The organism is Paenibacillus sp. cl141a (assembly GCF_900109305.1).
In the GTDB taxonomy this organism is placed as follows: domain Bacteria; phylum Bacillota; class Bacilli; order Paenibacillales; family Paenibacillaceae; genus Paenibacillus_AQ; species Paenibacillus_AQ lautus_A.
Genome location: NZ_FNZO01000012.1, coordinates 74,148 through 98,313, shown reverse-complemented (window position 1 = coordinate 98,313; position 24,166 = coordinate 74,148). Strand labels below are relative to the sequence as shown.

Below are 24,166 nucleotides of genomic sequence, written 5' to 3'. Positions count from 1 at the left end.
AGAGCTGGCATGAAGATGGCTAACCGCCATGTTCGTAGCCGGCTCTTTTTTTTCATTTCAGAGCGTTATCTGTACGTCACTAAAAAAAACCAGCCCATCCACAGAGTAGTGTCTGTAGAAGGGCTGGTTTTTACGTAAACGATCTATTTCTTCTCAAAATATACGGCTGGCGAAGCTGCAGATTCACCAATCGGATTGACGGCAGTAATTCTAAAGGTGCCGCCTATCGGGTTGCCCGAGGTGTAGTAGAACTCCGTGCTCTTGCTGGAGCCGAGAATCTGGTAGTTCCCGTCACTGTTCGGACTGATATAGATATTGTAGACCATGACCTCTTCTTCTGGGGCGTTACCGCTCCAAGTGGCCTGGAAACCCTCCGGAGTAGCTGAGAGTGTCGGCTGGCCTGGTGCAGACGGTACAGTTGTGGCGCCTTCATTCCAAAGTCCGGGATCGATACCGGGCTCTTCCTCGGTGGTGCCGTCATCAGGCTGATCGATGGTGTCATCCGGGTTCGTTTCGGCGTCGCCCGGTAATGGGAATCCAGATGCTGTGCCGCCCACAATAGCGCTTGGCTCAGACGTCTTGCCGGCTACGTCAACGGCGACGACGTAATAGGTCGTAAATACACCGTCAGCTCCAAGACCTGAGAAGACAAGGCTCTCGTCGCCAAGAATGACCTGGCCTTGATGCGTGTACGGGCTGCCGTTCACGGACTTAAAGAGCCGGTATCCGACAACATCAGGTGATCCGCTGGCATTAAAGCTGATGGAGCCGCTGCCCACCGAATAATGTACATTTTTCGGTGGAGTAGGGGCCTTGCCGTCGTCCGTTCTCGGGTCGACCTTGCTCGGCATTCCTTTTTTCGCGTCTTGCGGAAGATAGGATTCCAGCGATTTCTTTTCACCTTTCATAACCTTCAAGGCGTTCTGGAGTTCCACAATCAGCTCGTCAATCGGCTTTTCGCGCTTGATCACGATTTGTTCTCTCAACATATCCAAAGGCGTTGCTTCCTGTGGAATATAATTTACGCCCCGATAGGTAATGTATTTTGCTTTGGCGATGCCGTCATCGCTTTCGGTAGGCACGAACTTCGCGTTGAACAGATCCGTTACGAATTTGTCCGTTAAGGAAGTCGGCAGCTTGCCGCTGTACGCGGAGACTGTCTTGGACGTTATGCCTTCCGGCTTTTCGAACGTTTTGGTAGGGAACAGCTCCGGCTTCACGTCCGTCGCTTCGTTCATGATTCTGGCCCAGATGGCCTGGGCGTGCTTGCGCTGGTCGCCGACAAGCGTATTTTTTTGCTCCTTGTATCCGACCCATACGCCAAGCGTAACATCGGGCGAGTATCCCATGAACCAAACATCCCCGTAGTTCTGGGTGGAGCCGGTTTTACCCACGACAGGAACCTCATTGAATTTCTTGTACGTATCCCGGACCTTGCTGGCGGTTCCGTTCGTAATGACGGTACGCAGCATATCCGTCATGAGATACGCTGTTTGCTCCGAGAATACCTGCTCCGGTTTTACTTCGTGTTTATAAACAATATTGCCTTTGGAGTCCACGATTTTCTCGATCATGAATGCATCCGTGAATTTGCCTTGATTGCCGATGGAACTGTAGGCATTCGTCAGCTCTTCCACGGTCACGCCGTAATGCAATCCGCCCAGTACGCCGGTTGAAGCATTATAATCGTCTTCCTCCAAGGTAGTGATGCCCAGCTTCTTGGAAAACTCCCAGGCCTTCTCAATGCCGACCGTGTTGTTAAACAGCTTGAGTGCCACCGTATTGGTCGAATCGTTCAGCGCCTGTCTTGCCGTCATCAATCCTCTGTACCCGGTGTACGAGTTTTTAGGGATATGGAATACTTTGCTGTAGTCCTTTAAGATGATCGGTGAATCGTCCACCACGCTGGCAGGCTGAATCGCCCCCGTATCAAGTGCCGGTAAGTAGGCGGCAATAGGTTTCATGGCAGATCCGGGTTGCCGTTTCATTTGCGTAGCATAATTCATTTGTTCCGTGTTGAAATCCCTGCCCTCAATCATACCGAGAATGGCGCCGGTTTTGTTGTCGATCATCATCGCGGCGGTTTGCTCCATTCCTTTTTCGGCGCTGTCAGGCAAGTAGTTGCTGTCATCCTCTGCAATGGAACGCATGGTCTTGTAGAGCGTCCGGTCGATGGTGGTGTACACACGGTAACCGCCGGTGCTCAGCTGAGCACGGGAAGCGTCCATCAGATCGGAGTTCGCTTGCGTGCCTTTTGCGTTCTCTTCAGCTTCCTGGCTTAGCTGCATCAGAATGTTCGATGCTTGACGTTCGACTTCCATCATGAGATAAGGATAAGTCACATAGGCTTTCTGCGTCCGAGGAGCCAGCGATTTTTTGATATCGAATGCTTTGGCCTCATCGTATTCGGCTTGCGTTATTTTACCTTCATCCAGCATGCTTGCCAGCACGCGGTGCTGGCGGTTTATGGCCCGGTTGAACGATTTCTCATCAAATTCTCCTTTGCCGTTGAAGGCCGAGTAGGAGGATGGCAGCTGCGGAAGACCTGCCAAGTATGCAGCTTGGGCCACATTCAGATCATTCAGATTGTTGATGTTGAATATTCCTCTTGCCGCCGCCTTGATCCCGAACAGCTGATATCCGCTGGAGCCGTTGCCGTATGGAACTTTGTTCAAGTAGGCCGTCAAAATCTGGTCTTTACTTAAGAAGCGCTCCATCCGCATCGCCAGCAGCATTTCTTTTACCTTACGGTTATCCGTTTTGTCACGACTTAAAAAAGTAAGCCTGGCCAGCTGCTGCGTCAATGTGCTGCCGCCGGTTTGAACCGGCTCATTCAACACGCGTTCCTTCACGGCGCGAGCGGTACCTTTTATGTCAACACCCTTATGTGTATAAAAACGGTTGTCTTCTATGGATACGACGGCATCTTTAACAAGCTGGGGAATCTCCTTGAACTCCACAGGTCGTCTGTCTTCTTCGGTTCTAAGCTGTCCGATCGGTGAGCCATCCGCGAAGTAGGCAAAGCCCGTTATGGCATTATCGTTCACCGTGTTCTCAATGAGGGCACGCGATCTTACCGGCTCATTCTCAACAATAGAGGTTACATAACCGGCTACGGCTCCTCCGGCGAACAAAACGCCCATCAGACCTACCACAAAGAGCCATCCGATGACGGATCCCAGCACCCGCAGAAAGGACCGTTTGCGCGGTTTTTTCTGTTGTTCAGGCTCTTGTTTTTTCTCCTCAACCATGAATGTATACTCCTCCTTTTAACGCACCTATTATAGCATAAATCGAAGGTTTTGAATCATGTGTACCTATATAGCGTGTCCTTTTTTGAGGAAGAATGACTTTTTTGGGAAGGGGGCAATACATATGCCGCCAAGTTCATACGGAAAAAAGCTTTGAAGGCCCTTGGTTTATGGCGGAGCCTTTTGAATCGGAGAGGCCGTGTCCGACAAAAAAAACCTGAAGGCCGGGGCCTTCAGGTTTTTTGGGTTCCGAATGAATCTTAACGGTTGTAGAATTCGACGATTTGTTTCTCATCGATGTCTTGGGAAAGCTCGGAACGTTCTGGAAGACGGATGTATTTCCCTTCCATTGCTGCTTCATCAAACTCGAGGTAAGCTGGAAGATGCACGCGGTTAGCCAAAGCTTCCTTGATGGAAGAGAGGCTGCGGCTTCTTTCACGAAGGCCGATTACATCGCCAGTGCTTACAGCGTAAGAAGCGATATCGACTTTCTTGCCGTTCACAGTCACGTGACCGTGAGCTACCAATTGACGAGCGCCCGCACGGGAGTTGCTGAAGCCAAGACGGTAAACCAGGTTGTCCAGACGGCTCTCAAGCAGGAACATGAAGTTCTCACCCGCGATACCTTTCATGCTGGTAGCTTTGTTAAACAGGGTGCGGAATTGCTTCTCGCCCAAGCCGTACATGTGACGCAGCTTTTGCTTTTCTTGAAGCTGCATACCGTAGTTGCTTACTTTTCTCCGTTGGTTAGGACCATGCTGACCTGGAGGGAAAGGGCGTTTTGCCAATTCTTTACCTGTACCGCTCAGGGAGATTCCCAGACGACGGCTTAATTTAAATTTAGGACCGGTGTAACGTGCCATGTTATATAGACTCCTTTTTAATTAAAGTTTCATTAGGGCTCTATTTGCGCCGTATTTGTTTACTCTATCCGTCATCTTCCGGAAGATCTGCCAGGAAAGTTCAGCCGCTGTCCTGTCAGTAACAAATAACGTGAGGGTGACACAACCCGCCCAAATTCATCGAATGCATTGCATTCTTACTCAACAATAAATATTATATGAAGTAATGATATAAAGTCAAGTTCAACCTGCAACTTACTATAACTTGGTTTTTGTCTAATTTTGTCGATAGGACCATGGACCTAAAATAATTGTGAAAAACGCATAAATTCTGATGCAAAAATGGGTAGAAAAGAGTAATATGATATTGGAATAAGTAGTAGCAATTATCTAGTTACATATCGTAGTGTTTTTTGGTGATTATCATTCCCCAACATGTTGAACAGCCGGGTTGCCGCCATGCAGCAGCCGAATGGATCCTTACATTATGAATCGGAACGCCAGTCTTGGATAGGCCTTTTATAATGGTGCAAAGGAGCGCCCAATATGTCAGAAGAACAACGGAAAGTGTATGAAAGCTCTCCCGGTTCTGCGGTCATGTTCAATGATGCCGGGCCAATTCCTGGAAACGAGCCTCGTTTATGGCTTCAGGGCTTGGATATTACACCTCATGATTTCCCTTATATTCAGCCTCTCATATCAGACAGCTATCTGGAGTGGCTAAGAGAAAGCGCTGGCACGCAGGCGATGCGGAAATACAGCTGGGCCCTTCTTTCTCATGAGGGAGCTTGGCTGACTGGGGCACCCGAAATAACGGAATACGTTCATGCAAGCGAGGAAGAGACGCTGACGCATGCTCTCCATTCGAAAAAAGCTGCCCAAGGCCTGGGCAAGGGTTCGCTTGAGGGAAGGGTGCTGTGCGCTGTCCCGCTGTTTACGCGCGTCCATGGCGATTTATTTGCGGTGATGGTCAGCGTTGCCTCGGAGAGGATGGAGCCGGAGCAGTCGCTCATGCTGACGGAAACTTACGCATTACTGTTCCGTTCCTGCTTCTACCGCCAGATGGAGTACATCTTTGCGGATGACCTGGAGAAGGTCCACCGCCAAGCCGAACGTGAAGTGCAGAGGCGTTCCATCTTGTTTCAGTACGTGAAGCGGATGCATGTGCAGATTAATGTGGACAGCGTGCTGGTTGAGGCTATTGATAGCGTCCTGGCCCTGTATCCCAAGGCGAAAGTCGAATTGTTTATGTCACAAGACCATGAAAGCGTTCATCCGCTCGTTCGTCCGCTGCTGCTCCATCATTGGCAGGAAGAGGTTTATGTTCGCACCTTTATGGAAGGTTCCCTGACGATTCATGAGCATGAAGAACCCGACACACTGGTGGAGATCGGGATTCCCATGGGAGGCAAGCAGGGCGTCTATGGCGTGCTTCACGTTGAAGTGGACAAGTCGGAACTGCCGGATATGGATCTGGAGCTGCTGGGGATGATGGCCGATGCCGCAGGCACCGCCTTCGAGAACGCCAAACTGTACGAGCAATCCAACCTGATGATTCATGAGCTCCGCATGATTAATGAGCTGACCCAGCGGCTGAACAAAAGCTTGCATTTGGCGGAGATATTTCAATTCGCCAATCATGAGCTGCTCAAGATCCTTGAGGCGGATTATTGCTGCATTCTGATCCATAACGAGGAGCTTGGCGGTCTAGAGGTGGTATCCTGCAACGCCGAATGGCTGGCCAAGGAGGTCTTCGAGAAGGACTATGGCCTGGGGGGGCTCGTCTATCATTCAAAGGAGCCGCTCATTCTGTCGGACTATCAGGAAGAGCGTCCGGCAGAATCCAGGCTGATGGAGAGTACGCGGTCCAGCTCGATGATTGCTACTCCGCTAATGGTTAACGGCGAGGTCAGGGGCGTGGTCCTGCTCACCCATGCGAAGCGGCATTATTTCTCGTACGACAGCTATCGGCTGCTTCAAGCCTTGACAAGCCATATCGGCTTGGCGATCGGGAATGCCTTTCTGCATGCGGAAGTGAGAAGAATGGCTAACCGGGATATGCTGACCGAACTGTACGCCAGACATTATCTGGATGAAATAATCCATGAATGCCAGAACCGTGATTTTTGCGGCTCGCTCATCGTGGTGGACATCGACGAATTCAAGTTGGTCAACGACACGTTCGGGCACCAGCGGGGGGACAAGATTCTGAAGCAGGTCAGCAGCATCGTAAAAACAACCATTCGTCACAGCGATATTCCAGCCCGTTGGGGCGGTGAGGAGCTTGCGGTGTATCTGCCGGGACTCGGCATTCAGCAGGCGGTGCAAGTGGCCGAACGGATTCGCTTACGGGTGGCCGAAGAGACCGATCCGCGCGTAACGGTGTCCTGCGGGATTTCCGAGTGGAACTGGACCAATGACAAGATCAGCGTGGAGTCGCTCTTCTATCGGGCGGATATGGCGCTCTACGAAGCCAAGAATGGCGGCCGCAACCGGATTGTCGTGGAGAGGGCCGAAGCCGAGATCGGAATGGACTAAAAACCCTGCAGCTAAGAGAGGCTGCAGGGTTTTTTCTGTGATCTGCATAATGTAATGAGCCGCGGATAGCCTAATAGCAAGATCAACGAGAGGCTGATGATTATGCGAAACAGAAGGTTACGAAGCGTCATCGCAATGATGGTATTCATTTTTGGCTTAACCGGATGCGCCCAGGATCAGTTGACTGCTGAAGAAGCGTTTAACCGTGCTTTGTCGGGGCTGTCCGGCATCGATAATTTCTCTTTTCGAGGTGAAACGGCGATTCGGAGCGGAGAAACAGGACCGTTTGAGGAAAGCTTGGCGTTTGAAGGGAATCTGCGGCATCATTCCGACCTGACCTTATCTTCTAAAGAGAACAGCACCGTCATACGGAATGACAAGTTGTCTGCCGAATCGGCATATAAATCGAATGAACTTACCGTGACGCTCAAGCGAAAGGATGGCAAGTGGAGCACGCTGTCGTCGGAGCATGCCGGGGAAATGTGGATGAGCCGGCTAAACCCGCTGGAATTGCTGGAGTACATGGGCAAGTCGGAGAAGACTGTAACCCAGGAACTGGGGGCCGCAAGAGGAACGAAGGTGCTGCGTGTCGAGCTGTCGCCCGAGGCGGCTGCCCATATGGTGCATGAGTCGCTGGATGAGCAGATGAAGACGTTGGCTGAGCGGATTGAACGCAAGGACGACCCGTTATACAGCGACGATCCGAAGGTTCGCAAGCGGCTGAAGGAAATCTGGGAAAGGGACTACCATGAGATGAAAAACATGCTGAATGATGCGGATGCCGTTTCGGTCTGTCATGTAACCATTAACAGGAAAAGCCAGCTGCCTACCAAGATGACCATGGAGCGCAGGTTATCCTTTGTGGACGAACAAGGCAAGACCCGTACCGAAACACTGCTGTCGGATGTTACGTTTACCGGTTATTGAGCCATTAAAAATTTTTTCACGATGAACGCTGACGCGAGGCTCCCCGGCGTGCTACAATAATTTATAAATTTACCGCTGTTCAATTTATGCGATAGGGAACAGTCATCATAAGGAGGATAAGACATATGCGTGATCCCAGAATTCAAAAGTTGGCTCAGAATCTCGTGAACTACTCCGTGGATATGCAGCCAGGGGAAAATGTGCTCATCGAAATGATCGGGTCGGAGCGCGATCTGCTGAATGCCATTATCGAGGAGGTCTCGAAGGGAGGCGGCCGTCCGTTCGTGCAATTGACGGATCGGACGGTCCAGCGCGCGATGTTGAAGAACGCTGATAAGGAACAGCTTGAGCTTTGGGCAGAGCTGGATCTTGAACGCATGAAAAAAATGGATTGTTACATCGGCATCCGCGCTGGTGAGAACGTCAACGATATGGCTGACGTGCCCGAAGAGAACATGAAGCTGTACAATGCCCTTTACTCGCATCCCGTACATAGCGAAGAGCGCGTGAAGCGCACCAAATGGGTGGTTCTCCGTTACCCGAACGCCAGCATGGCGCAGCTTGCCAACACCAGCACGGAAGCCTTTGAGGATTTCTACTTCGATGTGTGCAATCTGGATTACTCCAAAATGGACCGCGCCCAGGATCCTTTGGCCGAGCTGATGAGGAATACCGACAAGGTTCGTATCGTGGGACCTGGGACAGACCTCAGCTTCTCGATCAAAAACATCGGGGCCGAAAAGTGCTCCGGTCAGAAAAACATTCCGGATGGCGAGGTGTACACCGCGCCCGTTCGTGATTCGGTTAACGGAACGATCGCTTACAACACACCGACTCTTTACAATGGAGTCACCTTCGAAAATATTAAATTCCGCTTCGAAAACGGGAAAATCGTCGAAGCAACAGGGAGCGACACGAAGCGGCTGAACGAGATCCTGGATTCGGATGAGGGTGCGCGGTACATCGGCGAGTTTGCCATCGGCTTCAACCCGTACATTTTGACACCGATGAAGGATATTCTTTTCGATGAGAAAATTGCAGGAAGCCTGCATTTTACGCCAGGCCAAGCATATGATGTAACAGACAACGGCAACCGATCCTCCATACACTGGGATCTTGTTTTGATCCAGCGTCCGGAATTTGGCGGCGGGGAAATCTACTTTGATGATCGCCTGATCCGCAAGGATGGCCTATTCGTTATTCCAGAACTGGAAGCATTAAATCCGGAAAATCTTAAATAGATTGGAAAAAATGTTGCATAAGAAAACGGATTCAATGTATCATGAAGGTGCAGTGATGAGCTTTATTCAGATCCTAAAGTTACGGAGGGATTCGTATGTCCAATAACAATCAATCTATCGTAGAAATTTCGCAAACAGCCAGCCAGTTCACATCCTCCATCGTTTTGCAGGCGGAGAACAAGTACATTGATGTGAAGAGCATCCTGGGTCTGTTCACAACGCTTGTCAACAGCCAAAGCTATGAACTGCATGTACATGGTCCTGATGCCGATGAAGCTAAAAAAGCAATGATCGACGTATTCACCAAGCATGGCTTGAATGTATCCGTCGTGGCTGAATAACATTCGCCAAAAACACCCTTTCAATCCATGAAAGGGTGTTTTTTCGTAGAGAAGGGGTCTATTTTGTTCAGGTCCTTGTATTGAGAAACGATTTCGACTAATATTAAAGATAGTAACTGTGCTGTGATTTTTGACATAGGGGGGAAGATCATGACTTCATCTGATTTACAGGAACAGCTGAATCTCAAAGCGATCAGTCTTCTTCATGAAGATGCAGATAAAATCCTAAAGCTTATTGAAGTACAGATGGAGAATCTGGCGACCCGTTATTGCCCTCTCTATGAGGAAGTGCTGGATACCCAAATGTACGGTTTTTCAAAAGAGGTTGATTTCGCGGTGCGGGCCGGGCTTCTTCCGGAAAGTACGGGAAAGCAGCTGATCAGCAAGCTTGAACGCAATTTGGCGGTCCTGTACGAAGCCATGAATCAATCCAAATAGCCTGTACTCGTACAGGCGCATACATAGAGAAACGCATGTCGCGCTCCCGCGACATGCGTTTTTTTCTAGCTGCACGATTAGGCTTCGATCCGTGGCAAGCACCGCTTCCAAGGTTTATACGAGGAAGAAAGAGACACCCAGTATGACGTATACGGCGAGCAGCAGCAGGCCTTCATACCAGTTGGAGGCGCCGTCCTGCGTAATGGACCTGGCTATGAATACGGCGACACCGATAGCGACCAGCTCCAGCGTGGTGAACACGAGATCCATCGTATCCCCAAGGAAGAAGCTGATGAACACAAGCACGGGAGCAACGAACAGGGCGATCTGCAAGCTGCTGCCGACGGCAATTTCAACGGCCGCGCCGATTTTGTTCTTCATCGCAAGCATGATGGCTGCACTATGCTCTGCGGCGTTGCCGATAATCGCTACCAGGAAGGCCCCGATAAACAGCTCGCTGAGGCCATACTCGTGACTGATGGGCTCAAGCACCCCAACAAGCCATTCGCTGACAAACGCAACCATCACGGTGGCGATGACAAGGTACAGTATCGAGCGTTTCTTGGACCAAGTGGGACCGTGCTCGTGCGGGAGCGCATCCTGATCGTGATCGTCGCTGACATCCGCCAAATAATTTTTATGGGTGATCATCGAGAATCCAAGCCATGCGATATAGGCCACGATCAGAATTCCCGCCACAATGAGGCTCAGCGTCTTGGTTTCACCCTCCGTAATGGAGTGGGTATTCAGAAAGACCGCAGGGATGAATAGGGCGATAATGGCCAGTGTCATCAGGGATCCGTTCAGACCTGCCAGCGTCACATTGTATTTCTGGATTTTAAATTTGAGGCCCCCGGCAAACAGGCTGAGCCCGAGGACGAGCAGCAGGTTGCCGATAATGGAGCCGGTGATGCTGGCTTTCACCATATCGTACAAACCTTCCTTAATCAGCAGGATGGCGATGATCAGCTCTGCCGCGTTGCCGAAGGTAGCGTTCAGGAATCCCCCGAGCCGTTGGCCGGCGTAATGCGCGACGCTTTCGGTTGCTTTGCCGAGAAAACCGGCGACAAAAATAACCGCGATGGCAGACAGAAGGAATTGGAGCGTGAAATTCCAATTCGCAAAATGTCCCAGCGCACTAAGCAAAAAGGTAAAGATCAGAAGCGCGGGATTGAGCCATTTCTTCATAACCGACACCTACCTTATGGTTTATGTACTGATGAGTACTTGCGAGCGAAAACGACGATTCTCGTATCGCTTTTTACAATATACCCAAATTTTTCGAAAAATTATCGTTCTTTTCAGAAGCGAGCATTTGCTTTTTAGGTCCGTTACCATTTACAATAACGGATAATGAGGTGAAGGAGGAAATGGCATGACGGAACAACTTCAACTGGATAACGGTTTGATTCGAATATCGGATGATGTCGTCTCGAAAATTGCCGGATTGGCTGCCTTGGAAACCCCAGGTATTGCAGCCATGTCCGGTGGATTGTCCGAGGGCTGGGCGAAGCGGCTGAGCGGCAAAAATGTGCAAAAGGGTGTTACGGTAGAAGTGGGGCAGCTGGAGGCGGCGATCGACCTGCGGATTATCGTGCTTTACGAGACGCCTATACATGAAGTGTGCCGCATGCTTCAACAGAATGTCCGCGAAGCTGTCGAGAGCATGACAGGGCTTCGCGTGGTTGAGGTCAACGTGAAGGTCGAAGGTGTAGCTTTCAAAGACGACGAAATCGACGATATTCAGCTTCGAGCCAAATAAGACGAACCTTGGGGGATCAGCCCCGCTAATGATGAAAAAAATGGACAAAAAAGACTACACGGTTGCCCGGTAGTCTTTTTTAATTACGGATTTAACCTGCTCCTCTTTCATCGGACGGTTGCTGTCCCTGGATATGCTGAGGACGATGCCCATGCTCAGCATCATGACCAGCAGCGAGGATCCGCCGTAACTGATGAACGGGAGGGTAACACCCGTAATCGGAATGGTATTGGTCACCCCGCCGATGTTGATGAAGGCCTGAATGGCGATAAGTCCCATGATGCCGACGCCGGTCAAGGTTCCGAACGGATCCGAGCAGCGAAGCGACACGATGATCCCCCGCAGGATGAAGTATAAATAGAGCAGAAGGAATATCGCGGTTCCGATAAAACCGAATTCCTCGCCGATGACCGAGAAGATGAAATCGTTGTACGGATTCGGCAGATAATGCAGCTTCTGCACGCTCTCCCCGTACCCCGCTCCGGTAACGCCGCCCTGGCCGATGGCAATCAGCGATTGGACCAGATTGTAGCCCGTGTCCGATTCGTCATGGAACGGGTCCATGAATGCCTCGATTCGTCCCATCTTGTAGTTCTTGGAGGCCTGCTCCTGATCTCCGCCGGAGTTAAAGAGCGATCCGACGCCGAGCGTGAGCACCAGGCCAAGCGCAACAAGCGAGATACAGCCGAGAATATGCTTAAGACTGGCGCCCCCCGCATAGATCAACAGCCCGCTGGTAGCGACGAGGATAAAGCAGGAGCCCAGGTCCGGCTGAAGCATGATCAGACCCGCTACGATCCCTACAATAATGAGTACGGGGAAGAAACCGCCCTTCCATTGACGGATTCGTTCCCCTTTTTTGGTGATCAGCGCTGCCAGATAGACGATGGTCGCGATTTTGGCCAGTTCGGTCGGCTGGATGCCGAATTTCCCCAAATTAAACCAGCTTGTGGCGCCGTTGGTTGCGGAACCGATAATCACCACAAGAATGAGCAGCATCAAGGTTAGAAAAAACACCGGTATGAATAGCTTCTTGTATTTCTTATAGTTGATGTTCATGGCCACAAACATGACAAACGTGCCCAGAACCGCAAACGCGGCTTGCCGCTTCGTGAAGTGCAGCGGATCGTTATTGAATTTTTCATTGAAAACGGCCAAGCTGGAGCTGGAACTGAACACCATGATCAGTCCGAATCCCACCAACAGCAAGGTAAGGATCAGCAGTTGAAAATCAGGCGTCCCTCTCTTCGGCTGAGGTTTGGTCGTATTCATCGTGCTCGACCTTACGCTTCCAGTAGAGCTTTGAGCTCTTGAAGCTTCTTGGTGGCCACATTCATGACGGGCTGCGGAGCCATGGATTCATACTCGAGACCGTGCGGGAACGTGGCTTTGCCCAGGTATACCGCTTCGATTTTGAGGATGGTGTCCGGTTTTTCCAGCTTGCCTTCAACAGCGCGGGTGTTAATGCGCAGGAAGTATTCAGCCTGATTTTTTTTATCTTCGATTTTCAAGTCGTATGTAGCGCGGTAATATTCCCACTGCCAACGAATGAAGCCCACTTTCTCGGCACATTCATCGAGGTAAGCTAAATCGCTGTGCAATCCGTCCAAGCCTGTATTTTCGAAAATCATGTGGTCGTAACCCCCTTAATAGTCCTTGCAAAGTTCTTTAATATGATAGTATGTTTCAAGAACTTGTGCAAGCCTGTACCGCCCGTCACGCTTCAATTGAGACCATTTATCCAGATAAGATTTTGATAACGGCAAGCATTCTTCTTTTCTGTTAAAATAAATGCAAGTGAAAACGCTGTGAAATGTACGCTTTCCATCCTGGTGGTTATATATTCATAGGACTTCAATTCAAACGAAGGGTGGATACGGCCTATGAACCGCGTCGTTTACCGCACGGAGTATTATGCAGTGGAAGAAAATGGGCAGAAAGAAATCGTCGTGATCGACCGGATTCCGGATTCGGCAGCGGTTGTGGCCGTCCATCAAGGGTGCCTGCTACTGGTATGCCAGCATCGGGAAGCGGTGAATGAGATCACCTGGGAGCTTCCCGGCGGAACGGTGAAGCCCGGCGAGGAACGCACGCTTGCCGTTAAGCGGGAGCTTGAGGAAGAGGCAGGCGTGCAGTGCAAGGACCTGTCCTACATGGGCAGTGCTTATCCGATGGCTTCTCTGGCCAACCGGAACGTTTATTTTTATTTCACCGACGATTTGAAGGTGTCCGGGAGCCGGGAGTCGAATCAAGAGGAAGACGAAGACGTTAGAGCGGTGTGGGTCCCGCTCAGGGATGTATATCGCAAGATCAAGGAGGGCGGCCGGATGGATGCCATGGTTGGGCACGGACTGCTGCTGAGCAAACTCCACGGCTTTCTTGCGATCGATTGAGCCGCCAATAGCGGGGGAAGGATGATGAACTTGATGAAGGAAGCATTTTGGGATCAATGGTATCCACGGATGGTGGAGTGGCGGCGTCATTTACATATGCACCCGGAGCTTTCGTTCCAGGAGAAGGAAACTTCGGCATTTATAGCAGCCCGGCTGCAGGAGCTCGGTCTTGCGGTCAAGACCGGTGTCGGCGGGCATGGAGTTATAGGGACATTAAAAGGGGATAAACCCGGCAGGACGGTTGTGCTGCGGTCCGACATGGATGCGCTGCCGATCGAGGACGGCAAGAGCTGCGAATACAAATCCAGGGTGCAGGGAGTGATGCACGCTTGCGGGCATGACGGGCATGCATCCATGCTGCTTGGGGCCGCCGCATATTACAGCACGTTCCCGGAAGAAATTCAGGGGGAGATTCGTTTTATGTTCCAGCCGGCGGAAGAAGTATGCCCGGGCGGTGCGGTGGAGATGATCAAGGACGGGGCGCTCGATGGGGCCGACGTCGTCTACGGTCTGCACCTGTGGACGCCGTTACCTGTAGGCACCGCAGCGAGCGCGCCGGGTCCCCTGATGGCAGCAGCAGATGAGTTTTTCATTGACATTACAGGGCGCGGGGGGCATGGCGGCATGCCGCATGTGACGGCCGATGCCTTGGTTGCGGGGGCTGCGCTTGTCATGCAGCTTCAAACCATCGTAAGCCGCACCGTGGATCCGCTGCAGCCTGCCGTCGTTACGGTAGGGACGATGCAAGCCGGAACGGCGCAAAACGTCATAGCCTCCTCCTGCCGGATCACGGGAACGGTTCGCACGTTTGACGAACCTACCCGGGCCTTGATCCGGGAGCGGATCGAGCATATGACCCGGACGGTTTCCGAAACCTACGGCACAAAGGCGGCGGTTCGATATCTCGTCGGCTACCCTCCCGTGGTGAACGATGAAGCCGAAACCGCACGGTTTTTCCGTACGGCACCCCGAGTGTTCGATGCGGATCAGGTCACCGTCTCGCCCAAACTGATGCCGGCAGAGGATTTCGCTTATTACTTGAAGGAAATTCCGGGCTGCTTCATTTTCGTTGGAGCCGGCAACCCCGACAAAGGGGCGATGTATCCGCATCATCATCCGATGTTCGACTTTGATGAAGATGCGATGCGCTACGGGGCGAAGCTGCTGGTCGAGATGGTGTCGAGTTATCAGAACGGGGAATAGACTTTCACAAAATCGCAATCTTCGCGCATGAACGCTCGTTATTTGGAAATCCTATTGATCATAGGGGAAGTTCAGATCCAGGACATGGATGTGGACTTCTTTTTTTTAAGATGACCGAATGTCACGAGGAGGAATAAGGGTGCACAACAAGCCTTGCATCGTCCAGCGCGATCGGACCATACTTCTTGAAACCGCCCATGCGGATGCTGAGGCTGCGCGCGAGCAGCTTGCCCAATATGCGGATTTGATCAAAAGTCCTGCGTCATTTCATACATATCGCCTGACCCCTTTATCTTTATGGAACGCCGCTTCTGGAGGCATGACGGCTGAAGCGATTTGCTCGAGCCTTCAGTCGTTGTCGCGTTGGGACGTACCGGCCGGCCTGCTGGAAGAGATTCGCCAGCTCGTTGGGCGTTACGGGCAGCTGTCGCTGCTCCCGCATCCAACGCTTGAACGTGCATTGCTGTTATCCGGCAATGAGGAAGCCCTCATGCAGGAGCTGACGTCCCATCGCTCCCTGAGGGAAATCGGCGTCCGGTTGATTTCCCCGAAGGAAGCGGAGGTGCCTTCGGACCGCCGCGGCGTGTTAAAGCAGGAGATGACCCGGCTCGGCTATCCTGTGCTGGACCACGCGGGATATATGGAAGGGCAATACCTGAACATTCTTTGGCGGGGAGAAGAATCGGGCAGCAGGCGCCTTGAAGATTCGAACGGCGGATCCAACGATCAGCGCTTTGAGCTTCGCGACTATCAGCAGAAGGCTGCCGAATCCTTCAGGGATATTGGCGGTGAAGGCGGCAACGGAGTGCTGGTCCTGCCATGCGGGGCCGGGAAAACGGTCATTGGCATCGCCGCCATGCGCGAGCTGCAATGCGAGACGCTGATCCTCACTTCCAATACCACGTCGGTAAGGCAGTGGATCGCCGAGCTGATGCAGAAAACGACGCTGTCCTTGGATGAAATCGGCGAATACTCCGGTCAGCGCAAACAGGTCAGGCCGGTGACGGTCGCTACCTACCACATCTTGACCCACCGGCAGGGCAAGGGGGCGGAGCAGCAGCATATGAAGCTGTTTAATGAACGGCGCTGGGGCTTGATCATTTATGACGAGGTTCATCTTCTTCCCGCACCGGTATTCCGCGCGACGGCCGACATCCAGGCGACCCGCAGGCTTGGCCTGACCGCCACTTTGGTTCGCGAGGATGGAAGGGAGAGCGACGTGTTCTCCCTGATCGGTCCCAAACGATATGAAATGCCGTGGAAAAGGCTGGAGGCACAAGGGTGGATTGCTTCGGTGACCTGCACGGAGATTAAGGTGCCGCTGCCGGACGAGATCAGAGAAGCCTGCGAAACGGCAGGCAAAAGGGAGCAATATCGGCTCGCTGCCGAGAATCCCTCCAAACTTGATGTGATTCGGCAGCTCGTGGATGTCCACAAGGATGCCCAGACGCTCATCATTGGACAATACCTGGATCAGCTCCATGCCATTTCCAGGGAGCTGCAGGCCCCGCTCATCACGGGACAAATGACCCAGGATCAGCGCAACGAATGGTATAACGCCTTCCGGGAAGGAAACATACGCGTGCTTGTCGTATCGAAAGTGGCAAACTTCGCGGTCGATCTCCCTGATGCTTCCGTAGCGATCGAAGTTTCGGGCAGCTATGGCTCGCGGCAGGAGGAAGCGCAGCGGCTTGGACGTTTGCTGCGTCCGAAGTCAGGGGAGAATCGGGCTTATTTTTATGCATTGGTAACGGAGGACAGCCGGGAGGAGATCTTTGCGATCCGGCGACAGCTGTTTCTGATTGAGCAGGGGTACGAATATCACGCGATACATGCAAAGCAGCCGGCGGCCTCCCTGGATCTCATCGCGATGCGAAATCCCCGTTCTTATCAGCATCCCGACGGGAAGGAGGTCTCGTGGAGATGACGAGGCAGCAGGACATGGCGGACACGACGAGCCTGGAACGGCTACTACCGAAGGAGCGATCGGTCCTCTATTATATCTGGCGCCGCTTTGCCGGGCAGGGTTTCGATGACGACAAGCTGCGCTCATTGCGATTTCCTCGCTTGAGCGGCGTGGAGGCGCAGCTTGCCTTCATCTCCTTGAGACAACAAGGATGGGTGCGAGCGGTCAAGAGAGGTTGGGGCGAGAGGCTGTACTTCATTCCTTTTGACAAGCTGCAGATCCTCCAAGAAGGCTGTGGTCCTGTGGAGGCGCTTGAGACAGGCTCCATGCCTTCTGCATCCGTGAGGCTTCAGCAGGAAGCAAGAAGCGGCATAGTGATCGATATGTTCAATGTTCTCGTATATATGGCCAAGAACCGCCTATCGTTGACCGCTAAAGGGATTTTGCATAAGAAATGTATACAGAAACTGGGCAGCGAGATCGCCTTAACGCCATACGATGTCGAAGGGCTCGCCCTTCACTATGATCATGCGGATGCGTACCCTCCACATGTCGCGATGGTGTTGGATCTGCTGTTTGCGTTTGAGCTGGTCGTTGCAGAGCAGGGGGAACTCAAGCTGAACCGTTCCGCATTGAGGCGTTGGCTTATGCTCTCCCGGGAAGCGATGGACCGGTCCGTCCTTCTTCACATGATGGAACGCTACATTCCGAACTCGGCCGAGTTTCAGCATTGGACTTGGCGGATATGTCACTCGTCGCTGTCCGGCGGGGTGTGGTACCGCGCACGGCAGATGCCCGCTGAAGTCTCAGAGCCTTTGGAAGGAGGGGCATCCACCGGAATAGAATTATTGCCGGAGGAAGCCGCTTCATGGCTCCGGTTATTAACCGGCTGCGGTTACACCGATATGGGCATCGATGACGATGGTCAATTCCTGTTCCGCTGGTGTGTGGCCCCCTCCTCCTTGCTGGATGGAAGCGAAGGGGCTGAGACCGGATCGTCGGGTCTGTTCATTCAGCCGGATTTTGACATTTTGATCCCGCCCGATCTGCCGAATTCCGTTAAGTTTCAAGCTGCTTGCTGCACGGAGCGGATTTTGGATGATGTGATGACGGTTTATCGCCTGACAAGGGATTCGGTGATGCAGGCGGCAAAAGCCGGAATGGAGCCGGAGAGAATCGCGGCCTTTTTCACGAAACATGCAGCCGCTGGAATGCCGGAGAACGTGCAAGCTGCCTTATGCCAATGGGGCAAGGAGATGGACAGGGCGGGCCTGAGTGAGTCGCTGCGCTATGCAGAGGCTCCTCCGGAAGAGGATGCGGAACTTGCGGGTGCTGACGGAAATGACCGTTACCCTATGCAGGGGGGGACTCGCAGCCGTCCCTCCTGTGGATTGATCCGCCCTGCACGAAGCGAGTTTGCACTTGAACCTGATGACACCCTGCCGGATCCATCGTCGATCATTCCCGATTTGAACCGGATTCCTGTCATGTGGACACGGGATTGGCGCTCTTACCACGGCTCGACGGCCAAACAAATGATGGAGCAGGCGCTTGAGCTGTCGGCCAAATTGGAAATTGCCGTCGATGGCAGCCGCATGGTATTCATTCCATTTCAAATCCTGCGTCAGCCGTGGAAAATTTCGGGTGCGTTATACGATCCGGATTCGGATAAGACGGGAGCCATCGTGGAGTTAGGCGAAGGGGAATGGAGGGAAATGCGGCTTGTGATTCCGTAAAAGCGTTTGAATTCCCCCTTCTTAAGATACGAGCGTTATGCTATGATGAAAGAGTCCACGTTCAACACGCGGACCAAATTTAATAGAAAAGCGGGATGAGTTCATGAGCGTATCGGAAATAAACACGGTCGATATGGCCGAGGTGCTCACCTATGCCTACGAAATAGGCGACATGATTAATGCTTCCGTCGAAGTGGCGGATTATCTATATTGGAAGCAGGCCGTTGAGAATGACCCCATGATTCAGGCTTTGGTTAGAAAGCTTGACTCGAAGAAGGAGTTGTTCGAAGAGACGCAGCGGTTCGGCCACTTTCACCCGAATTACCATTCGGCCAAGGATGAAGTAGCCGCGGTGGAAGCGGAACTGGAAGCTTTTGAGCCCGTAGCCCGGTTCAAGCAGGCCGAGAAGAATCTGGACGATCTGCTGCATTCCATGTCGGAGAGGATTGCTTTTTCGGTTTCGGAGAGCATCAAGGTTCCCGGCAATGACCCTCTTCCGAAGAAGGGGTGCGGCAGCGGCGGAGCCTGCTCGTGCGGATAACGGGCATACATTAGAGATAGAGATGAAAGTGAGGCGAGGAGCTTAGGATGTTGGCTGAACGGACCGGTTTTATTATATGGGTCAGCGATGTAAAGGCAGCAAGGAATTTGGAGAAATACGGCAGCGTCCATTATATATCGCGCCGCATGCATTACGTTGTCATGTACGTCAACGCTGACCGTGCCGAAGAGACAATGAAGAACATCCGGAGATTGTCCTACGTTCGTAAGATCGAGCGCTCCTACCGGAACGAGATTAAGACAGAGTACAGCAGCAAGGGGCCGGATAAAGCCAAGTTTTACGGTCCCTAGCAGGATGTGCCTGCTCGAGAATCTGTGCAAATCGCATATCGCGCATCTTGTAAGAATACGAGAAAAGCGTAAAGCGGCCCCTCTGGGGCCGCTTTTTTTAAAGCTTTGGAAAGTATTAGCCTCGCATGTCGCGCATGAAATTCCAAAGATTGTTTCGATTTGCGGCGATAGATTGGCATAAATCGGAAGGCCATTTGATAAAATAGTATAAGTAAGGTACAATTTACATTTTAATGGGACCCATCATTCCATCCGGATGTGCACCTTCCGCACCAGGATGCAATTAGAGCTATTTCTAAATTTTCGGTGATTGTTCACAAGAAGCGAGGTTTCAATCTTGTGAATGACAGTGGAATGATGTAATATGTTGGGTATATATACATAGATACAAAGACCCATTTGGTGGAGAGTGATATTCCATGCGCGACAAAGGGACTGAGCGGTGGAGCACCTATGAGCCGTTTTATATTACGTTAAATGATAAAAAGGTAGCCGATATCGTGATTACCAATCATGCAAAGAGCCGTTATACGGACCGGGTGGAAGGCCATGACACCTCCCACGAAGAAATCGGGACTTGGATGTGGGAGTGCTTGAAGCAGGACCGGATCGTGCCGTATTACCGCAACGAACAGGATGTCTATCTGATCGACGACGACCTGGTGGTTGTGGCGGAGTTCTCGGAGCTGGAGCATGAACGTGATCTGATCGGCAACCCACTGCATCGGATGATCATTGTAACATTTTTGGGGCGTATGTCCGAAACCATTGAGCTTCGGGACCTGAAGTCTTATTACTCATGGCTTCGTCATTCGCGCCGCATGACGCTGATCAAGAACAGCCGCAAGCGTAAATAAAGAAATATAGTCATGAAATGGCATGCGAGCGTAAGCGCGGATGTCTTTTTTTGTATGCGCTGCCGCGATCCGTTACAATATAAAACAAGAGCGGCAGCGAGAGGGGAACCGAAACGATGAATTTTCACCAGCTACATATCTTTTACACGGTGGCCGAGCGGGGAAGTTTTTCCGCTGCTGCGCAAGCGCTTCATATGAGCCAGCCGGCCGTGACGATGCAGGTGCAGGCGCTGGAGGAGTACTTTGGGACAAAGCTGCTCATCCGTTCCACCAAGCGCATGGAGTTATCCGAGGCCGGGAGGACGCTGCTCCCCTTTGCCCGCAGGAGCCTGGAGCTCTCGCAGGCCACGGACGCGGCCATGGCGGCTTTCTCGAACAAACTTCAGGGAAGGCTGCAGCTTGGGGCAAGCCTGACGATCGGGGAGTACGTGCTGCCACGGCTGCTGGGGCCCTTCGGCCGGGAGTACCCGGACATATCGATAATGCTCAAAGTGATGAACACTACGCAGATTCTCGAGGAAATCGCAAGCCATCAACTGAACTTCGGACTGATCGAGGCTCCGGTGGAACATCCGGACATGGTGCTGGATGCGGTCATGGAGGATGAGCTGAAACTGATCGTTCCTTCCAGCCATCCTTTAGCACAAAGGGAAGATGCGATATATTTGAAGGATGTGCTGACGTATCCGTTTGTGCTGCGCGAGAAAGGTTCCGGCACCCGGAAGGTCATGGAGGACGTGCTGCTGGAGCGGGGGCACGATCCCGAGAGCATCCAGACGGTGATGGAGCTGGGGAGCACGGGAGCGGTCAAGTCGGCGGTAGAGGAAGGACTCGGCATCACGATGCTGTCAACCTCTACGGTTAAGCACGAGACGGCGCTCGGGTTAGTCAAAATGATCGATATCGCGGATGCGTCATTTAAACGGAATTTCTATTCGATTCATCTGCGGTCGGCGCTCTTGCCGATGTCGGCGATGACGTTTTTGGCCTATTTAAGAGAGCGTCGGCGTTAATGCGAGCATACCCGAATATACGAACGAAAGGAGATTGAATGCCATGGATAAACTCGCGGATCGAAAGGGCTGCGACCTCCATTCGCACACCCAGGCTTCGGATGGAATGAATACGCCTTCGGAGAACGTGCAGCTCGCCTATGAGCGGGGGCTGGGGGCTTTGGCCATTACGGATCATGATACCGTAGCCGGCATCGAGGAAGCGCTGCAAGCGGGAGAGCGCCTGAACATCATGGTGGTCCCCGGCGTTGAAATAAGCACCATGGCAGGCGGGACGGATATTCACGTCCTGGGCTATTACGTCGATCACCGGGACCCCGTGTTTCTGGAGCGGCTGGCAGCGCTTCGCCGCACGAGGGAGAAGCGCAATGAAAAGATCTTGGCAAAGCTTCGCGAGCTTGGCATCGAGCTTACGATGGAGGAAGTCATTGCGGTATTGGGGCGGCCGCTGGAGCCCGATGAGAGCATCGGACGCCCGCATATTGCGGATGCGCTGGTCCATCAAGGACATGCCCTGGATCTGCGGGATGCCTTCGACCGGTATCTCGCCCAGGGTGCTGCTGCCTATGTACCGCAGCCGCGGATCCATCCCAAGGAAGCCTGCGAATGGATCCGTGAAGCCGGCGGCGTGCCGGTGCTTGCGCACCCCGGACTCTACGGCGATGATGCGTTGGTCAGAACGGTCATTGAAGAGTCAGGGTTCAAGGGGATCGAAGTCTATCATTCGGACCATGGGGTATCGGAGGAGGAACGTTACTTGGCGATGGCCGAGAAGTACGGCTTCATCGTGACCGCCGGATCGGATTACCATGGCCAGAGGCAAGGCCAGGTATTCCATGGGGATATCGGCAGCCGCCAGGTATCCACCCAGGTGCTGGACCGGCTTCAACAGGCGCGGGCAAGGAGTTAAGGCAGACGGAACGGTAAAAAAACGGGTACCTCGGCTGGTCATTTTGACCTTATGGGGTACCCGTTTTTTGAGGCTGGATGAAGATCTATCCGCGTCTTCCGTTCATTTTAATTGCGATTGTTTTTTACCGAATTGGGCATGGCCTTGATCAGCTGCTCGTCCGGCGTCACGAACAGCGTTTTCTGATTGTCGTAGATGACGAAACCGGGTTTGGCTCCATTCGGCTTGCGGACGTGGCGAATGAGCGTATAGTCGACGGGCACGCTGCTGGATTCTTTGGCCTGGCTGTAATAAGCCGCCAGCTGCGCCGCTTCCTGGAGCGTCGCGTCCCCGTACTCGTTGCTGCGGATGACCACATGGGAGCCCGGGATATCCTTCGTGTGCAGCCATGTATCGTTCGAGGAAGCGAGACGGTTGGTCACGTATTCGTTTTGAAGGTTGTTTTTGCCTACATAGAGCTCGATGCCTTCCGATGAAGTATAGACATGAAGCGTCGGCTTGTCGTTTTTCTTCTTTTTCTTCGTTTTGCGGCTGCGGTCTCTTAAATATCCCTGCTGGACCAGCTCGTCCCTGATTTCATCGATGTCGTTCAGGGAAGCATGCGACAGCTGCTGCAGCAGATTCTCGATATAGCTGATCTCTTCACGGGTTTTGATTAGCTGTTCGTTGATGACCGCGAGGCTGTTCTTATACTTATTGTATTTTTTGAAATACCGCTGGGCATTGTCCGACGGTGTCAGGAGCGGATCCAGCGGGATGGTGACGGTCGCCTGCTCTTCATCGTAGAAGTTGATCAGCCGGACCTCGCGGTCGCCCTTCTGAATCTGATGGAGCGAGGCGAAGAGAAGCTCGCCAAAAATCCGGTACCGATCCGCATCGCCGGCTTCCTCCAAATCCTTGTTCAGATTATCCAGCTTCTTGATGTTTTTTGTCCGTTCATTCTGCAGGAATCGGAGGAGGTCGCTGACCTTCTGTTTAACCGTATCCCGCTGCGCTTTATCCCCGTAATAATCCTCCATGCATTGGCTGACCGATTCGTAGGTCCTGGTCTCGTCTGCAAGCAAGGTCAGCGGTATGACGGAGAACACCGATTTGCCCTTGGCATTGACGCCTGTAACGGGCGTATATTGATGGCTGCGGACCTGTCCCATCACCTCATCGAATGCACGCCACAGGCTGCCGCAATCTTTTTCCCCTTCGTTTCCGCCAGGGTGGCCTTCTCCTGCACGGTGGGCTATTTCCTGGGCTGCCAGCGGGCTTAGACCGCTGAATGCGCCGACCAGCCATGGGACGGCCGACTCCTCGTTCACCAGGCAGGACTCCCGGAAAGCTTCCTGTCCGGTTTCAAGCGGATTGAGCTTGTGCTGCTCCGGCGGATTCGTGTAGGAAAACCCAGGCATGACCACGCGGTAGCTGCTGATGGCGGGCGTCACATGGTTGATGCCGTCCAGAATGGTATCGCTTGCGGGATCGAGCAGAATGATGTTGCTGTGTCTGCCCATCAGCTCCACGATGATTTTCTTGGAGGAAATATCCCCGAGCTCGTCGCGCTGGCGAATCGTCATATGGATGATCCGTTCCATGCCCACCTGCTGGATGTCCTCGATGATGCCGCTCTCGCAGTGTTTTCGCAAAATCATGCAAAACATCGGCGCTTCGGCCGGATTGAGAAACGTTTCCTGCGTTAGATGCACCCTGGGATACGTGGGATTCGCGGACAGCAGCAGCTTGGCGTTTCCTTGCTGGGTGCGTATATGAAACACGATGTCCCGATCGTTCGGTTGATATATTTTATTGATTCGTGCGCCCCGGCAGGCTTGAAGCTCATGCACGATCGCGCGCGTGACAATGCCGTCTAGTGCCATCCTTCATTCTCCTATCTGTCTGTTACCCTTCCTAATCGTACTTCTCTATGATGCCATATTTCCTTTAAAAACTTAAGGCCCCTTCTGTGAT

The 24,166-nt window shown here is 52.5% G+C and carries 21 protein-coding genes; 15 read left to right on the top strand and 6 right to left on the bottom strand.

What is annotated here, in order from left to right; genetic code table 11:
* Positions 1-143: 143 nt before the first annotated feature.
* Positions 144-3,251, bottom strand: a complete 3,108-nt coding sequence (locus tag BMX45_RS25530; RefSeq protein ID WP_090912952.1) for a transglycosylase domain-containing protein — start codon at positions 3,249-3,251, stop codon at positions 144-146.
* A gap of 260 nt (positions 3,252-3,511) precedes the next feature.
* Positions 3,512-4,114, bottom strand: a complete 603-nt coding sequence (rpsD, locus tag BMX45_RS25525; protein WP_009589567.1) for a 30S ribosomal protein S4 — start codon at positions 4,112-4,114, stop codon at positions 3,512-3,514.
* 525 nt (positions 4,115-4,639) lie between these two features.
* Here rpsD and BMX45_RS25520 point away from each other — a divergent pair.
* The 5 genes from BMX45_RS25520 to BMX45_RS25500 all read left to right on the top strand — a co-directional run bounded on the left by BMX45_RS25520 (position 4,640) and on the right by BMX45_RS25500 (position 9,578).
* Complete coding sequence (locus BMX45_RS25520; RefSeq protein ID WP_090912950.1) at positions 4,640-6,631, top strand: sensor domain-containing diguanylate cyclase; 1,992 nt, start codon at positions 4,640-4,642, stop codon at positions 6,629-6,631.
* A 102-nt stretch (positions 6,632-6,733) separates the two neighbouring features.
* Positions 6,734-7,558: a hypothetical protein gene (locus BMX45_RS25515; protein WP_090912948.1), complete on the top strand. Its 825-nt coding sequence runs from the start codon at positions 6,734-6,736 to the stop codon at positions 7,556-7,558.
* 125 nt (positions 7,559-7,683) lie between these two features.
* Positions 7,684-8,799 (top strand): aminopeptidase, encoded by a 1,116-nt coding sequence (locus BMX45_RS25510; RefSeq protein ID WP_090912946.1) that lies wholly within the window; start codon positions 7,684-7,686, stop codon positions 8,797-8,799.
* A gap of 95 nt (positions 8,800-8,894) precedes the next feature.
* Complete coding sequence (locus tag BMX45_RS25505) at positions 8,895-9,140, top strand: HPr family phosphocarrier protein (protein WP_009589671.1); 246 nt, start codon at positions 8,895-8,897, stop codon at positions 9,138-9,140.
* A 150-nt stretch (positions 9,141-9,290) separates the two neighbouring features.
* Positions 9,291-9,578 (top strand): Fpa/YlaN family protein, encoded by a 288-nt coding sequence (locus tag BMX45_RS25500; protein WP_009589686.1) that lies wholly within the window; start codon positions 9,291-9,293, stop codon positions 9,576-9,578.
* Between the two features lie 114 nt (positions 9,579-9,692).
* Here BMX45_RS25500 and cax read toward each other — a convergent pair whose 3' ends face one another.
* Positions 9,693-10,766 (bottom strand): calcium/proton exchanger, encoded by a 1,074-nt coding sequence (gene cax, locus BMX45_RS25495; protein WP_090912944.1) that lies wholly within the window; start codon positions 10,764-10,766, stop codon positions 9,693-9,695.
* Between the two features lie 187 nt (positions 10,767-10,953).
* On the opposite strand from cax, the gene BMX45_RS25490 reads away from it, so the two are divergent.
* Positions 10,954-11,340: an Asp23/Gls24 family envelope stress response protein gene (locus BMX45_RS25490; protein ID WP_009589611.1), complete on the top strand. Its 387-nt coding sequence runs from the start codon at positions 10,954-10,956 to the stop codon at positions 11,338-11,340.
* Between the two features lie 54 nt (positions 11,341-11,394).
* On the opposite strand, the gene ftsW is transcribed toward BMX45_RS25490, so the two are convergent.
* The gene (ftsW, locus tag BMX45_RS25485) at positions 11,395-12,612 is read right to left on the bottom strand and encodes a putative lipid II flippase FtsW (protein ID WP_009589615.1); all 1,218 of its coding nucleotides are present in this window, start codon (positions 12,610-12,612) and stop codon (positions 11,395-11,397) included.
* 11 nt (positions 12,613-12,623) lie between these two features.
* Complete coding sequence (locus BMX45_RS25480) at positions 12,624-12,971, bottom strand: YugN family protein (RefSeq protein WP_009589628.1); 348 nt, start codon at positions 12,969-12,971, stop codon at positions 12,624-12,626.
* 252 nt (positions 12,972-13,223) lie between these two features.
* Between BMX45_RS25480 and BMX45_RS25475 the strand changes: the two genes are divergently transcribed.
* The 9 genes from BMX45_RS25475 to BMX45_RS25435 all read left to right on the top strand — a co-directional run bounded on the left by BMX45_RS25475 (position 13,224) and on the right by BMX45_RS25435 (position 22,210).
* Positions 13,224-13,733, top strand: coding sequence for an NUDIX hydrolase (locus BMX45_RS25475; protein ID WP_090912942.1), 510 nt, complete (start codon positions 13,224-13,226; stop codon positions 13,731-13,733).
* Positions 13,734-13,757: 24 nt separating this feature from the next.
* Entirely contained in the window at positions 13,758-14,936 is a 1,179-nt protein-coding gene (locus BMX45_RS25470) for a M20 family metallopeptidase (protein ID WP_090912940.1), read from the top strand.
* 139 nt (positions 14,937-15,075) lie between these two features.
* On the top strand, positions 15,076-16,863 hold the full coding sequence (locus BMX45_RS25465) for a DNA repair helicase XPB (RefSeq protein WP_090912938.1): 1,788 nt from the start codon (positions 15,076-15,078) through the stop codon (positions 16,861-16,863).
* Entirely contained in the window at positions 16,860-18,578 is a 1,719-nt protein-coding gene (locus BMX45_RS25460) for a helicase-associated domain-containing protein (RefSeq protein WP_090912935.1), read from the top strand. Before BMX45_RS25465 ends, BMX45_RS25460 begins: the two co-directional genes overlap by 4 nt.
* 103 nt (positions 18,579-18,681) lie before the next feature.
* The gene (locus tag BMX45_RS25455; protein ID WP_015734322.1) at positions 18,682-19,119 is read left to right on the top strand and encodes a YlbF/YmcA family competence regulator; all 438 of its coding nucleotides are present in this window, start codon (positions 18,682-18,684) and stop codon (positions 19,117-19,119) included.
* Between the two features lie 47 nt (positions 19,120-19,166).
* Positions 19,167-19,430, top strand: coding sequence for a YlbG family protein (locus tag BMX45_RS25450; RefSeq protein WP_006209210.1), 264 nt, complete (start codon positions 19,167-19,169; stop codon positions 19,428-19,430).
* A 419-nt stretch (positions 19,431-19,849) separates the two neighbouring features.
* Positions 19,850-20,287: a hypothetical protein gene (locus BMX45_RS25445; RefSeq protein ID WP_009589660.1), complete on the top strand. Its 438-nt coding sequence runs from the start codon at positions 19,850-19,852 to the stop codon at positions 20,285-20,287.
* Positions 20,288-20,403: 116 nt separating this feature from the next.
* Positions 20,404-21,300, top strand: a complete 897-nt coding sequence (locus tag BMX45_RS25440; protein WP_015734323.1) for a selenium metabolism-associated LysR family transcriptional regulator — start codon at positions 20,404-20,406, stop codon at positions 21,298-21,300.
* A 43-nt stretch (positions 21,301-21,343) separates the two neighbouring features.
* Positions 21,344-22,210, top strand: a complete 867-nt coding sequence (locus BMX45_RS25435) for a PHP domain-containing protein (protein WP_090912933.1) — start codon at positions 21,344-21,346, stop codon at positions 22,208-22,210.
* 107 nt (positions 22,211-22,317) lie between these two features.
* Here the strand turns inward: BMX45_RS25435 and BMX45_RS25430 are convergent, their stop codons facing one another.
* Positions 22,318-24,075 carry an Rqc2 family fibronectin-binding protein gene (locus tag BMX45_RS25430; RefSeq protein ID WP_090912931.1) on the bottom strand — a complete coding sequence of 586 codons (1,758 nt, stop codon included), beginning with the start codon at positions 24,073-24,075 and terminating at the stop codon, positions 22,318-22,320.
* Positions 24,076-24,166 lie beyond the last annotated feature (91 nt).

Coding starts and splice junctions, on each gene's coding strand:
- BMX45_RS25505 (WP_009589671.1), top strand. CDS start 8,895: ATGTCCAATAACAATCAATCTATCGTAGAAATTTCGCAAACAGCCAGC.
- BMX45_RS25445 (WP_009589660.1), top strand. CDS start 19,850: ATGCGCGACAAAGGGACTGAGCGGTGGAGCACCTATGAGCCGTTTTAT.
- BMX45_RS25440 (WP_015734323.1), top strand. CDS start 20,404: ATGAATTTTCACCAGCTACATATCTTTTACACGGTGGCCGAGCGGGGA.
- BMX45_RS25430 (WP_090912931.1), bottom strand. CDS start 24,075: ATGGCACTAGACGGCATTGTCACGCGCGCGATCGTGCATGAGCTTCAA.
- BMX45_RS25460 (WP_090912935.1), top strand. CDS start 16,860: ATGACGAGGCAGCAGGACATGGCGGACACGACGAGCCTGGAACGGCTA.
- BMX45_RS25530 (WP_090912952.1), bottom strand. CDS start 3,251: ATGGTTGAGGAGAAAAAACAAGAGCCTGAACAACAGAAAAAACCGCGC.
- BMX45_RS25435 (WP_090912933.1), top strand. CDS start 21,344: ATGGATAAACTCGCGGATCGAAAGGGCTGCGACCTCCATTCGCACACC.
- rpsD (WP_009589567.1), bottom strand. CDS start 4,114: ATGGCACGTTACACCGGTCCTAAATTTAAATTAAGCCGTCGTCTGGGA.
- cax (WP_090912944.1), bottom strand. CDS start 10,766: ATGAAGAAATGGCTCAATCCCGCGCTTCTGATCTTTACCTTTTTGCTT.
- BMX45_RS25450 (WP_006209210.1), top strand. CDS start 19,167: ATGTTGGCTGAACGGACCGGTTTTATTATATGGGTCAGCGATGTAAAG.
- BMX45_RS25475 (WP_090912942.1), top strand. CDS start 13,224: ATGAACCGCGTCGTTTACCGCACGGAGTATTATGCAGTGGAAGAAAAT.
- BMX45_RS25510 (WP_090912946.1), top strand. CDS start 7,684: ATGCGTGATCCCAGAATTCAAAAGTTGGCTCAGAATCTCGTGAACTAC.
- BMX45_RS25470 (WP_090912940.1), top strand. CDS start 13,758: ATGAACTTGATGAAGGAAGCATTTTGGGATCAATGGTATCCACGGATG.
- BMX45_RS25500 (WP_009589686.1), top strand. CDS start 9,291: ATGACTTCATCTGATTTACAGGAACAGCTGAATCTCAAAGCGATCAGT.
- BMX45_RS25480 (WP_009589628.1), bottom strand. CDS start 12,971: ATGATTTTCGAAAATACAGGCTTGGACGGATTGCACAGCGATTTAGCT.
- ftsW (WP_009589615.1), bottom strand. CDS start 12,612: ATGAATACGACCAAACCTCAGCCGAAGAGAGGGACGCCTGATTTTCAA.
- BMX45_RS25520 (WP_090912950.1), top strand. CDS start 4,640: ATGTCAGAAGAACAACGGAAAGTGTATGAAAGCTCTCCCGGTTCTGCG.
- BMX45_RS25515 (WP_090912948.1), top strand. CDS start 6,734: ATGCGAAACAGAAGGTTACGAAGCGTCATCGCAATGATGGTATTCATT.
- BMX45_RS25455 (WP_015734322.1), top strand. CDS start 18,682: ATGAGCGTATCGGAAATAAACACGGTCGATATGGCCGAGGTGCTCACC.
- BMX45_RS25490 (WP_009589611.1), top strand. CDS start 10,954: ATGACGGAACAACTTCAACTGGATAACGGTTTGATTCGAATATCGGAT.